This is a genomic window from Nocardia sp. CA-120079, from assembly GCF_050955745.1.
Taxonomy (GTDB): domain Bacteria; phylum Actinomycetota; class Actinomycetes; order Mycobacteriales; family Mycobacteriaceae; genus Nocardia.
Map to the genome: position 1 here is coordinate 1,612,261 of NZ_CP192088.1, position 12,394 is coordinate 1,624,654.

Annotated in this window: 13 protein-coding genes; 5 read left to right on the forward strand and 8 right to left on the reverse strand. The window is 65.3% G+C overall.

Annotated features, from left to right (window positions below; all coding sequences use genetic code 11):
- Positions 1 to 29 precede the first annotated feature (29 nt).
- The 4 genes from ACQPYR_RS07425 to ACQPYR_RS07440 are packed head-to-tail and all read right to left on the reverse strand — an operon-like array spanning position 30 to position 3,604.
- Complete coding sequence (locus ACQPYR_RS07425; protein ID WP_433629193.1) at positions 30 to 995, reverse strand: glycine betaine ABC transporter substrate-binding protein; 966 nt, start codon at positions 993 to 995, stop codon at positions 30 to 32.
- Positions 992 to 1,771, reverse strand: coding sequence for an ABC transporter permease (locus tag ACQPYR_RS07430; protein ID WP_387296045.1), 780 nt, complete (start codon positions 1,769 to 1,771; stop codon positions 992 to 994). Before ACQPYR_RS07430 ends, ACQPYR_RS07425 begins: the two co-directional genes overlap by 4 nt.
- Positions 1,768 to 2,961 carry an ABC transporter ATP-binding protein gene (locus ACQPYR_RS07435; protein WP_433629196.1) on the reverse strand — a complete coding sequence of 398 codons (1,194 nt, stop codon included), beginning with the start codon at positions 2,959 to 2,961 and terminating at the stop codon, positions 1,768 to 1,770. Before ACQPYR_RS07435 ends, ACQPYR_RS07430 begins: the two co-directional genes overlap by 4 nt.
- The gene (locus ACQPYR_RS07440) at positions 2,954 to 3,604 is read right to left on the reverse strand and encodes an ABC transporter permease (RefSeq protein ID WP_433635044.1); all 651 of its coding nucleotides are present in this window, start codon (positions 3,602 to 3,604) and stop codon (positions 2,954 to 2,956) included. The genes ACQPYR_RS07435 and ACQPYR_RS07440 overlap by 8 nt, the downstream gene beginning before the upstream one ends.
- A gap of 208 nt (positions 3,605 to 3,812) precedes the next feature.
- Here ACQPYR_RS07440 and ACQPYR_RS07445 point away from each other — a divergent pair, with 208 nt between their 5' ends.
- The 3 genes from ACQPYR_RS07445 to ACQPYR_RS07455 all read left to right on the forward strand — a co-directional run bounded on the left by ACQPYR_RS07445 (position 3,813) and on the right by ACQPYR_RS07455 (position 6,670).
- Positions 3,813 to 4,418, forward strand: coding sequence for a CHAP domain-containing protein (locus ACQPYR_RS07445; protein ID WP_433629198.1), 606 nt, complete (start codon positions 3,813 to 3,815; stop codon positions 4,416 to 4,418).
- Between the two features lie 237 nt (positions 4,419 to 4,655).
- Positions 4,656 to 5,783: a hypothetical protein gene (locus tag ACQPYR_RS07450; protein ID WP_433629200.1), complete on the forward strand. Its 1,128-nt coding sequence runs from the start codon at positions 4,656 to 4,658 to the stop codon at positions 5,781 to 5,783.
- A 179-nt stretch (positions 5,784 to 5,962) separates the two neighbouring features.
- Complete coding sequence (locus ACQPYR_RS07455) at positions 5,963 to 6,670, forward strand: DUF1906 domain-containing protein (protein WP_433629202.1); 708 nt, start codon at positions 5,963 to 5,965, stop codon at positions 6,668 to 6,670.
- A gap of 79 nt (positions 6,671 to 6,749) precedes the next feature.
- On the opposite strand, the gene ACQPYR_RS07460 is transcribed toward ACQPYR_RS07455, so the two are convergent.
- Positions 6,750 to 7,127, reverse strand: coding sequence for a hypothetical protein (locus ACQPYR_RS07460; RefSeq protein ID WP_433629204.1), 378 nt, complete (start codon positions 7,125 to 7,127; stop codon positions 6,750 to 6,752).
- Between the two features lie 117 nt (positions 7,128 to 7,244).
- Positions 7,245 to 8,039, reverse strand: a complete 795-nt coding sequence (locus ACQPYR_RS07465) for an Rv1157c family protein (protein ID WP_433629206.1) — start codon at positions 8,037 to 8,039, stop codon at positions 7,245 to 7,247.
- Positions 8,040 to 8,377: 338 nt separating this feature from the next.
- Here ACQPYR_RS07465 and ACQPYR_RS07470 point away from each other — a divergent pair, with 338 nt between their 5' ends.
- Entirely contained in the window at positions 8,378 to 9,604 is a 1,227-nt protein-coding gene (locus ACQPYR_RS07470; RefSeq protein WP_433629209.1) for a mannosyltransferase, read from the forward strand.
- On the opposite strand, the gene ACQPYR_RS07475 is transcribed toward ACQPYR_RS07470, so the two are convergent.
- The gene (locus ACQPYR_RS07475) at positions 9,543 to 9,839 is read right to left on the reverse strand and encodes a 4a-hydroxytetrahydrobiopterin dehydratase (RefSeq protein ID WP_433629211.1); all 297 of its coding nucleotides are present in this window, start codon (positions 9,837 to 9,839) and stop codon (positions 9,543 to 9,545) included. The genes ACQPYR_RS07470 and ACQPYR_RS07475 overlap by 62 nt on opposite strands.
- 214 nt (positions 9,840 to 10,053) lie before the next feature.
- Complete coding sequence (locus ACQPYR_RS07480; RefSeq protein ID WP_433629214.1) at positions 10,054 to 10,230, reverse strand: hypothetical protein; 177 nt, start codon at positions 10,228 to 10,230, stop codon at positions 10,054 to 10,056.
- Between the two features lie 228 nt (positions 10,231 to 10,458).
- Between ACQPYR_RS07480 and typA the strand changes: the two genes are divergently transcribed.
- Complete coding sequence (gene typA / locus ACQPYR_RS07485) at positions 10,459 to 12,357, forward strand: translational GTPase TypA (RefSeq protein WP_063046604.1); 1,899 nt, start codon at positions 10,459 to 10,461, stop codon at positions 12,355 to 12,357.
- Positions 12,358 to 12,394 lie beyond the last annotated feature (37 nt).

Here is a 12,394-nt window from a genome sequence, read left to right on the forward strand (position 1 = left end):
CGAGCGTGCAAAGTGCACGCTCGGACCGGTCAGCGAGCAGTGACGAACCCCTCCGCCACCATCCAATCCCGCGCTACCTCAGCGGGTTCGCGCCCATCCACGTCGACCTGGCGATTCAATTCGGTGATCGCCTCATTGGTCAGCTTCTTCGATATCGGCGCCATGATGTCGGCGACCTGTGGATGCGCGTCGGCGAAGGACTTCCGCATCACCAGCGCCGCATTGTATTTCGGGAAGAAGCCCAGATCATCCTTCAGCAGGACCAGCCCGAGCGCCGGTATCCGGCCGTCGGTGGCGGCGACCGAGCCGAACCTGCACTGCTTGGCATCGGCGGTGGCCTGATAGACCACCGCATCCTGCACGATCTGCTTGTGCACCTTCCCGACATCGATCCCGTACTTACGCGCCATTCCGGGATAACCGTCTTGGCGCACATTGAATTCGGTGCCGACGCACGTCGCGGCGGCGGCCGGATCGGTGGCGATCAGCCGGGCATAGTCCGACAGTGTGACGACACCCGTCTCCTTCGCGGTGCCGGCGCTCATCACCAGCGCGTAGGTGTTGTTCATGGGGGCCATATCCGTCCACACGATGCCGTGCGCGGCCAGATCCGCGGCGCGAACCGCCTCGAACTGTCCGACCTCATCCGGAACCGGTGTCTCGTTGCCGAGATAGTTGATCCACCCGGTGCCGGTGTATTCGTAGGAGATATCGATCTGACCGTGCAGCTGGGCATCGCGAACACTGTTGGAGCCCTGGATGTTCGTCAGATCCCGGACCTGCGCACCCGCTGCGGACAGGGCGAATTCGATGAGATATCCCAGGATGTTCTGCTCGGTGAAGTCCTTGGAACCCACCGTAATCGAGACACCGTCGAGCTCGGGCACGGGACGAATACTGCCGGGACCCACCCGCAGCGGCACCGCGCTCCCGGACTGTAATCCGCAGGCGCTCAATACGAATACGGCCGCAAGGCCCAGCACCCACGCCCTCACTTCAACCCCCTCGGCCCCAGGTACTGTTCGGCCAACGCACCGAGCCAGTCGACGAGCAGCGCCAGCGCGACCGCGAGGACGGCTCCGACCACCAGCGTGACGTTATCGCGCAGCTTGTACCCGGTATCGATCAGAATGCCGAGACCACCCGCGCTCACCAGGAATGACAGTGTCGCCGTGCCGACGGCCAGCACCAGTGAGGTGCGCAGCCCGGCAAGGATATACGGGATGGCGAGCGGAAATTCGATGCGGCGCAATACCGTCAGCGCCGACATGCCCTGGCCGCGTCCGGCATCGATGACCGCGGGATCCACCTGCTGGTAGCCCAGGATCGTATTGCGCAGCACCGGAAGCAGCGAATAGAAGGCGATCGGCGCTACGCCGATCCAGAACCCGGTCGTGCGGGTGGCGAGGTAGAACAGCACGATCAGGCCGATCGCGGGTGCCGCGGCGCCGATATTGGCGATACCGACGAAAAGCGGCGCCAGACGGCGATATCCGGGGCGCGTGAGCAGTGTGCCCAGCGGTACCGCCACGGCGACGACGATCACCACGACCGTCGCGGTGATCAGCACATGCTGCCAGGTGACGGTCGCGATATTGGAAACGCTGATACTGGCCTGCTGGGTAACCGTGAGATCGCGCCGGAATGCCCACACCAGCACACCCGCGGCGAGCACCAGCACGAGCGCCGGTTGGACCAGCAGCCGAATGCGTTCGGCCCGACGCAGTGTCGTCGGCGATGCCGTGGCCGGTGCGGTGGTCGCCGTGGTCATGTCGTCGCATCCGTCTGCGCGCCCGCATGCGTGGCGCGCATGGCCGACAGATGGCCGACGAGCGTATCGATCGTGATCAATCCGGCGTATTCACCGCGCCGACCGGTGACGACCGCGGTGGCGGTCTGCTCGGCGAGCAAGGCCTCCAACGCATCCTGCAGTGTCGATTGCAGTGACAGCTGCTCACCGACCGAGGAGCCTATATCACGCAACGAATTCGCCTGTGCCAGTTGCTCACTCGACACCCAACGCAATGGCCGCTGCTGTGCGTCGAGAATCAGCGCCCACGGCCAATCCAGTCCGGCCAGCGCGGCGCGCAGGCTCTCGACCGAATCGGACTCCGGGGCCGTCGGGCAGCTGCCGAGTTCGACATCGCGGACCCGAGTGAGGGTGAGCTGCTTGAGCGAGGCATCAGCGCCGACGAAACCGGCCACGGTCTCATCCGCGGGATCGGCCAGGATCGCCGCCGGGGCGTCGTACTGCAGAATTCGGGATCGATTGCCCAGCACCGCGATTCGATCGCCCAGCTTCACCGCCTCGTTGAAATCGTGGGTGACGAACACGATGGTCTTACCCAATTCGGATTGCAGCCGCAGCAGCTCGTCCTGCAGCAAGCCGCGGGTGATCGGATCGACCGCGCCGAACGGCTCGTCCATCAGCAGCACCGGCGGATCGGCGGCCAATGCGCGAGCCACTCCGACGCGCTGCTGCTGGCCGCCCGAGAGCTGCCTGGGATAGCGATGGCGGTAGGTATCGGGATCGAGGCCGACCAGCTCGAGCATTTCGTCGGTCCGTGCGGCGACCTTCTTGCGGTCCCAGCCGATCAGACCCGGCACTGTCGCAACGTTTTTCGCGACCGTCAAATGCGGGAACAACCCGGCCTGCTGGATGGAATAGCCGATGCCCCTGCGCAATTGGTCCGGATTCACGCCGGTGACATCGCGGCCGCCGATCGTGATGGTGCCCGAGGTCGGCTCGATGAGGCGGTTGATCATCCGCATGGTGGTGGTCTTACCGCAGCCGGACGGCCCGACCAGGACGACGATTTCGCCGGCCGGGATGGTCAGCGAAACCCGGTCGACGGCCGGATCGCGTTGGCCCGGATAGTGTTTGGTGACCTCGTCGAGCACGATCTCGACGCCGGATACCGCCGATGCCCTACTGTCGCCGCGGATTTCGGTATCAGTCACGTAGTCCCCTCGAGGTGGTGAGTCGCCCGACGATGACGAAGATCCCATCGAGGATCAGCGCGAGTACGACGATCAGGATCGTCCCGACCAGCGCCTGCGGCACCGCATTCGGACTACCGAGCCGCGCCAGGCCGGAGAAGATCAGATTGCCGAGTCCGGGTCCCTTGGCATAGGCGGCAATGGCCAGAATGCCCATGATCATCTGGGTGCTGACCCGCATCCCGGTCAGGATCGACGGCCAGGCCAGCGGCAATTCGATGCGCGCGAGTACCCGGAGCCGATTCATGCCGACCCCGCGCGCGGCGTCCACGATCGCCGGATCCACCGAGGCCAACCCGATGATGGTGTTGCGCAGAATCGGCAGCAGGGCGTAGAGCACGAGCGCCGTAATGGTCGGTCCGACACCGAGTCCGAGGAACGGAATCAGCAGCCCGAGCAGCGCGAACGACGGAACGGTGAGGATGGCGCTTGCCAGCGCCGTCGCCACCGAGGATCCGAACGGGCTGCGGTAGACCAGGATGCCGATCAGCACGGCCACGATCGTCGCGAGCAGTATCGACTGCACCACCGCCGAGACATGCAAATACGAATCGGTGACCAGCTGTGCGCGCCGATGCGCCACGAATGTCCACAGTGTGTCCAGGGCCTTACCTCCCCGTCGCCCGGTGTCCTCGGAGACTATCGCGCCTGCCGCTCGACCGGGACGAAATTCGCGCGGGCGGCAATTACCAACGGCCGCCATGCCTTCGAGAGACTGCCCCGCGCCCATCCGATTGAAACCACATCCGCGGGAACCGCGGGCCGGGCCCGTTCGTCCTAATGATCAGGAGTCGAACGCTGGGAGGGAGAACATGTCGGAGCGCGAGGTGGCCGATCGGCGACGGTATCGGTGGCCGGTGCTGGGCTTGGTGGCAGTTGCACTGGTCGCGGCGGGGGTGGTCGGGGTGCGCTGGTGGCACGATCGCGCACAACCGGCAATCGCCGGAGACCGCTTGACCACATTTCCAACGATCGACAGTTCCGGGCTGGACCCCACGCAGCGACGGATCGTCGCGGTTCTCGAACGCGAATTCAAGGCGCAGGGCGACGGTCCGAAGTACAGCGAAGGTTCCGACGAACCGTGGTGTGCCGACTTCGTCAGCTGGGTGCTGCGGGAGGCGGGGGCACCGCTGGCCAATCCGAATTCCGGATCGTGGCGGATTCCGGGTGTGTACACGCTGCAGGAGTACTACCAGGGCGCGGACCGCTTCGCCCCGACCGGTTCGGGATATCGGCCGCGCACCGGTGACGTGCTGCTCTATGCCGAGGGGAGCCCCTTCAACCAGCACACGAATTTCGTGCTCACGGCCGCGAACGGGACCGTGACGACCATCGGCGGCAACGAATTCGGCGAGGTCGCGATCCATCGTTTCGCATTGGTGGAGGTGCCGGGGGTGGTGGGATTCGGTCGTTTGTGAATAGTGTTGTAACTCAGCCGGTCTTTCCAGTGGCTATGCATTGTCGGCGGGTCCTCCGCTAGCACTTACCATTGACTAGGCGGCGCCCGGCAGCGCCGTCTTTCGGTCCCTGTCCTGCTACCCCCTCATCAGCAGGACAGGGACCTCTGGGTGGGGGATCTCGGCCCGACCTCGCCGAAATCCGCGTCGCGTACCGTGTCGGTTGTCCGTTGAGAGGTGAGGGTTTCGGAAACTCTGATGCTGCCAATCGAGGAAGAGACCGACGATCCCGTGTGGATCGACTACGCCGAGTTCGGGGAACGTTTCGTCACCCACGCGGTGACGGCCGAACGGATCGAGGCCGCCGTCTCCGCGATGACCGATCACGGCATCGCAATCGGCCCGTTCTCCCTCGGACCGGTGGGTTTGGCCGGATTCATGGCCGAGGGCAAGGTAGGCAAGCCGGTCATTCTGCGCAACGGCCCGCACGTCACCTTCGAGGTGACCGTACCGCTGACGATGTCGGTGAAGGTGCTGCTCGGCGGTCGGAAATTGCGGCTGGAGGCGGTCGCCGAAATCGATCTCACGCTGCATGCGCGCACCGCGGATCCGCTGCTCATCGTCATCGATATCCCGCCGATCACCTCGCGTGATGTCAGCTTCGTGCTGCGCGCCCAGGCCATCGATTCGGCCTGGGAATGGTTGCTCGATCCGATCGCGGGGGTGGTGCAGCGCGAGGTCGCCAATCGGGTGAATGCGATGCTCGCCGAACCGCAGGCGCGGCGCGGGCGGGTCTTCGACGTCGAGGCCATCATCAACGGCGTCCGTTCCGGGCACGTCGACCAGGCCGAATTCGACTGGATCGGCTACGACGAATTCGGGCATCAGTTCTTCTCCCGCATCGTGACCCGCGATCGGGTCTTCGAATTCGTCGAGCGGATGGCGGGCCGTCCCATCGAGGTCGGGCCGCTGCGCGCCGGACCGCGTGACTCCGCCACCGTCACGGTGCAGGGCAATGTCCGAACGCCGCAGTTGACGGATCGCTCGGACGAGCCGGTCTCCTTCGATATGACACTGCCGGTGAGCCTGGATATCACCGTCGATGTGCTCAAGGCCAACCAGTATCGCGCCGATGTCGAGATTCCGCTGGTGCTGACCGCGCGGGCGGCCGATCCGCTGCTGATCGTCGTCGATGTGCCGCCGCCCGCGGCCGATGACCTGCGGCTGGAGTTCAAGGCGCGCGGTATGCGGGCGGCGACGCTCGGTGTGTTGGCCGGTATCAAGAAACAGGTCGTCACGCAGGTTGCCGGGGTGGTGCGTGACGAACTCAGCGACACTTCGGGCCGCACCATCGATGTCGCGGAACGACTCGACAGCATCGCCTAGAACCAGCCGTTGACCAGTGTGGCAAGTGTGAATTCCTGTTTCCAGTGGGTCTGGCGGTTCCAATGTGAATATGGTGAAATGAGTGCACGTTCGAGGCTCCCGGCGCTCGAGTGAACCTTGGGGAAGGTGCGCCGGGCACGCTACCTGTCCATGTCGGGTTTGCGCGAAGGAGTCCTGCGATGCGTTCCATCTCTGTGTCTCGCCGCCAGTTGTTCGCCTACACCGCCGCGGCCGCCGCCGTCGGTGTCGCCGCGCCCCGCGCTTCGGCGGCCGGTGTGCTCGGCACCCTCGTCGACTACGCGGGCGGTATTCCCTCCGCCGGCGCGATCCTGGATGACGGTCACCTCGGCGTCATCCGTTACGTCTCCGATCGCCGTCCGGGTGCCGAATGGATGGAGGGGAAACCATTGCGCGCCAAGGAGGTCGATCAACTGCACGCCGCCGGGCTGACGGTCGTGTCGAACTACCAGTTCGGCAAGGGCTCGACCGCCGACTGGCGCGGTGGCATGGAGGCGGGCAAAAAGCATGCCGACCGCGGCCTGGAACTGCATCTGGCCGCGGGCGGTCCGGAGAACCGGCCGATCTACGCCTCCATCGACGACAACCCGACCCCGGCCGATTTCGCGGCCATGATCGCGCCGTACATCCTCGGCTGGGAGTCAGTACTCGGTAAGCAGAACGTCGGCATCTACGCCAACGCGCCGACCATCGAACTGGCACGCGCCGCAGGCCTGGGTTCCTGGTACTGGCAACACAACTGGGGCACCCCCAAGGGCTTCGTACACCCCGCAGCCCACCTACACCAGATCGAAATCGACAAACGCGCCATCGACGGCATCGGCGTAGACGTCAACAACATCCTCACCTCCGAATACGGCCAGTGGTGACCAGCGGATCAAGATCAGGTGGCACTGGTGGCGGGGGGTCGACCGATGCCGCCATGGATTCCACCTGATCTTGATCCGTTCATGTTTGGCAGTGGCAGGTGGGGGCGAGGCGGAGTTCGGGTTCGTCGTCGGGGACGACGCGGAGGGTGGGGCGGTTGTCGGGGGCCTCGTGGTCGCCGCGCCAGGAGAAGAGGGACCAGCGGGAGATGCCGGAGAAGGCAGAGCCGAGGCTGCCGATGGAGAAGGACGAGATCACCGAGCCGAAGGATCCGACGGCCCCGATGGACAGCACCGAGCCCACGCTGCCGATCGATAGGATCGAGTAGGCCGAGCCGATCGACAGGATCGAGCCTTCCGAGCGGAAGGACAGAATCGATCGACGCGAGCGCCTGCTCCGGATCGAATGACCCGGATGGATCGAGGGACCGGACCGAAGCGAATTATCGACAGTCGCCATGACTTCGGTCTACCACAGTCCCTTCATGACGGCGCACTATCGCGGCGATTCGCACCATGTGTGTCGAAAGAGCGAAGCCCGGTGCCCCTCAGGGGCACCGGGCTTCGAAAGCACAGCCTATGTGACGGTGAAGAAGCCGAGCATCGGCAGGAACGAGCAGGTCCGCGGGGCAGCGTCACCGGCCTGGGTGGTCAGCGAACCGCCGACGACCGCGACGACCCGGCCCGAGCCGGTATTGACGATCGCGGAAAGTGTGGCCGGACCGTCGGGGTTGATATGCGCCTCATCGGTCAGCGGCTGGACGCCGGACTGACGGGTGTCGAGATTCAGCCACTGGACCGTCATCGGCGGATTCTGATCCGGCGTCGGCCCCTTGGTGCCGAGTGCGGTGAACACGAATCCGGTCTGCCCGGCCTGCGGTCCCGGCGGCGGCAGCTCGGCCGGCCCGGGGACGGCGAGTGCGGTGCCGACCGAATCGGCGCCGTCGCCGATGCAGCCCTTGCCGATGCTCGGGTAGAGGAACTGGGCGATGGCCGGGCCACCCTGCGGAACTTCCGGGCCACCGCCGCCGCTGCCGTCCAGGAAGGTGATGATCCGCTCCAGCGTGGACTTGATCTGCGGCGGCAGGTTCAGCGCATTGAGCAGCGCCCGGACCTGGTCGAGGATGGCGTTCTTCGGGGCATCCGCGATGGGCTTGGCATCGGCAGGGCCGGCGATGGCGCCGACGATGGCCGGGGCCAGCGAGGCGAGCTGATCGATCGGGACGCCCTCGGGAACCATCGGAATGGTGTTCCTCGGTGCAACGGGCGCGGGGGCCGGTGCCGCGACTGCCGTCGACGGCGCAACGAGCGACGCGCTCGCTGCGATGGCGAGCGCGGACAAGGCGATCCGCGATCCTCGGGTGCGAAGCACTGGTCTAGCCGTCCTTAACCTCGGGTACATCACAGGAGCGATGCAAAAAGCCATCGTTTCGGGGTCACTCTAGGGACATGACCGCCGTGTTGTACAGCCGCCGTGCCCCTACTTCTGTTGTGGACGATCAGTGTTATCAGACGCTAGCGCTTTTCCCCTGTTACCAGAGTGAAAGGTGATGCAAATGTTATCAGTGATAATCGGCGATTGCGGTACGCAAGTTACCGTCTCCGGGCTCGATCCGCACGCCGGGGTCGGTCCAGGGGATTGATGGGAACTCTCACGCCGCCGGTTAGGCTAGTCGCAGCCTCCCCGGAACCGACTCGAAAGCCTGCGAATTGAACCGAAGTCTCCGATTGGCTGTGCCGGTGCTCGGTCTGTCCGTGTTGGCCAGGCTGCTGTGGATGCTGCTGACGAAGAACGGGATGAATCTCGTCGATCTGCACGTCTATGTCGACGGTTCGGCGGCCCTGCTCACCGACGGTCTCTACGACTTCACCTACGCCGAGAAGACCCCGGACTTCCCGCTGCCGTTCACCTATCCGCCGTTCGCGGCGCTGGTCTTCTTCCCGCTGCACTATTTTCCGTTCACCGTGATCGCGGTGCTCTGGCTGCTCGCCATTGTCGCCGCGCTGTATGCGGTGGTGTGGATCGCCTTCGAATTGATCCTCGGCGCGGAGCGGATGCGCGAGTCGCGGTGGCGCACCGCCGCGGTCTGGTGGACCGCGATCGGCATCTGGATGGAGCCGGTGCGGACCACCATCGACTACGGCCAGGTCAATGTGTTCCTGGTACTCGGGGCCATGCTCGCGGTGCGCAGTTCGCGATGGTGGTTGTCCGGCGGCCTGATCGGTGTGATCGCGGGAATCAAACTGACACCGGCGATTTCGGGGCTGTACTTCGTGGCGCGGCGGCGGTGGGGGACCGCGGTGTGGTCGGCGGTGGTTTTCGGTGCGACGGTCGGGGTCAGCTTCCTGATCAACCACAAAGAGGCCGAGCGCTACTTCGGCACGCTGCTCGGTGACGCGGATCGGATCGGTCCGGTGGGCTCGGTCTGGAATCAGTCCCTACGCGGTGCGCTGAGCCGTCTGCTCGGCCATGACGTCCAATCCGGGCCGTGGTGGCTGGCGGCTGTTGTCGTCGTAGCCGTTCTGGCCCTCTTCGCTTGGCGCGCACTGGGTCCCGACGATCGGTTGGGCACCCTGATCGTCGTGCAACTGTTCGGGCTGATGGTTTCGCCCATCTCGTGGTCGCATCACTTCGTGTGGCTGCTGCCCACGGTGATGTGGTTGGTGTACGGGCCGCTGCGACAGGCGCCCGGCGCTCGGATACTCGCCGGATATTGGTTGATTACCACCCTCGTGGGCGTGCCGTGGGTGCTTTCCTTCGCCCAGCCGTCGATCTGGACCATCTCGCGGCCGGGGGTGCTGTCCTGGCTCGGCGCCGTTGACGTGCTCGGCGTGCTGGTGCTCTACGGCTGGGTGATCTGGTTCGGGCGCATGGTCAATCGGATTGCGCCGCAAGCCGATCTATCTCGCGAGCCAGCGACACGTCCAGCGCGGTGAGTCCGCCCGAGTCGTGGGTCGAGAGGGCGAAGGTCACCCGGCGCCAGCGGATATCGATATCCGGATGATGGTTCGCTTTCTCGGCGACTTCGGCGACCTGACCCACGAGTTCGATGCCCGCGGGAAAGCTCGCGGCCTCGATCGTGCGGGTGATGGTGTCGCCGGACCGAGTCCAGTCCGACAGTTCGGTCAAAGCTTCGGTGAGTTCTGCCTCAGATAGTTTCGGAGCGCTCATGCCCGCACCTCGCTGGCGCTCGGTTCCGGCATGACCGCTCGGGCGGCTGTGTTGTTTGTTCGCTCACTGCGTTCGCTCATGCCCGCACCTCGCTGGCGCTCGGTTCCGGCATGACCGCTCGGGCGGCTGTGTTGTTTGTTCGCTCACTGCGTTCGCTCATATCCGAGTTGTACCCCGACGGCCGCGAAGGCATCAGGGAATCCGAATTCGTCGCTCAGGCGGCGCGGGCCTTCTCGAGGCCCTTCTTCAGTTCCTTACCGCAGCAACCGGCGGCTTCCAGGCGTTTCATCCGCATGATGACAACCGGGCACTTCAAGCAGCGCGTCTTCTTGCGACAGCACTTCTTCTTCGGTTTGAGGCTGGAAACCTTCTTCGCCTTGACCTTGCCCATGATTGGTTAGCATACCCTTAGCGGAGTGCGCGGTCTGCGAGCCGCTCGGATGCCGGTACTGTGTAACTGGCCGCAATGCCCGGTGAGTTTCGATTCTCCACCTGTTTGCAGGGTGCCTGGCGGGATCGTCAGGGCCCGGAGGAGGAAGCCTGCGTAACCACGCAGGGTCTCGATCGCGCCGAAATCGGATGCAGCCGGCATCTATACCAACAGCAGGAGGATTGAGGCGTGTCGTCTGCACGCGATTTTCGCAACGTCGCCATCGTGGCCCACGTCGACCACGGTAAGACGACGCTGGTCGACGCCATGCTGCGCCAGTCCGGCGCCTTCGCCGAACGCGCCGAGCTCGTCGATCGTGTGATGGACTCCGGTGACCTGGAGCGCGAGAAGGGCATCACCATTCTCGCCAAGAACACCGCGGTGCACCGGCACCACCAGGACGGTTCGGTCACCGTGATCAACGTCATCGACACCCCCGGCCACGCCGACTTCGGTGGTGAGGTCGAGCGCGGTCTGTCCATGGTCGACGGTGTCGTACTACTGGTCGACGCGTCCGAGGGTCCGCTGCCGCAGACCCGCTTCGTGCTGCGCAAGGCGCTGGCCGCGAAGTTGCCGGTCATCCTGGTGGTGAACAAGACCGACCGCCCCGACGCCCGCATCGAGGAGGTTGTCGAGGAGAGCCACGATCTGCTGCTCGACCTGGCCTCCGATCTGGACGACGAGGCCGCCGAGGCCGCCGAACTCGCGTTGGACCTGCCGGTCCTCTACGCCTCCGGGCGTGAGGGCAAGGCCTCCAAGGAACGTCCCGAGAACGGCAGCGCGCCGGCCGCGGAGAACCTGGACGCGCTGTTCGACGTGCTGCTGGAGAACATCCCGGCGCCCAAGGGCGATTCGACCGCGCCGCTGCAGGCGCACGTCACCAACCTCGACGCCTCGGCCTTCCTCGGTCGCCTCGCGCTGGTCCGCATCTACAGCGGTGAGCTGCGCAAGGGTCAGAATGTCGCATGGATGCACGCCGACGGCATCAAGCAGGTCAAGATCACCGAGTTGCTGCAGACCATCGGTGTCGAGCGGCAGCCCGGTGAGGTCGCGGTGGCCGGTGACATCGTCGCCATCGCGGGCATACCGGAGATCATGATCGGTGACACCCTCGCCGATATCGACAATCCCGTTGCGCTGCCGCGCATCACGGTCGACGAGCCCGCCATCTCGGTCACCATCGGGACCAATACCTCGCCGCTGGTCGGCCGGGTGCAGGGCCACAAGCTGACCGCCCGCATGGTGAAGTCGCGCCTGGACTCCGAACTGGTCGGCAATGTCTCGCTGCGCGTGCTCGATATCGGCCGCCCGGATGCCTGGGAGGTGCAGGGCCGCGGTGAGCTGGCGCTGGCGATCCTGGTCGAGCAGATGCGCCGCGAGGGTTTCGAGTTGACCGTCGGCAAGCCGCAGGTGGTCACCAAGCAGGTCGACGGCAAGGTGCACGAGCCCTACGAAGAGCTGACTATCGACTGCCCAGACGAGTACCTCGGCGCGATCACCCAGCTGCTGGCCGCCCGCAAGGGCAAGATGGTCCAGATGAACAACCACGCCGCCGGTTGGGTGCGGATGGAGTTCATCGTTCCCTCGCGCGGCCTGATCGGCTTCCGCACCGACTTCCTCACCGAAACCCGTGGCACCGGTATCGCCAACGCGGTCTCGCACGGCTACGCACCGTGGGCCGGTGAGATCCGCGCCCGCCACACCGGTTCGCTGGTCTCCGACCGCGCGGGCTCGGTGACCCCGTTCGCCATGATCCAGCTGGCCGATCGGGGTCAGTTCTTCGTGGAGCCGGGTGCGGACACCTACGAGGGACATGTCGTCGGCATCAACCCGCGCGCGGAGGATCTCGATATCAATGTCACCCGCGAGAAGAAGCTGACCAATATGCGCAGCTCGACCGCCGATGTGATGGAGACGCTCGCCAAGCCGCTGCAGCTCGACCTGGAGGCGGCGATGGAGTTCTGTGCCGCCGACGAATGTGTCGAGGTCACGCCGGAGATCGTGCGGGTGCGCAAGGTCATCCTCGGTGCCACCGAACGCGGGCGCGAACTGTCGCGTCGGAAGGCTCGGGACCGGGCTGCGCTGTAGGCAAGTAGAGTGCGGCACGTGAGCTCGGGGGCTATAC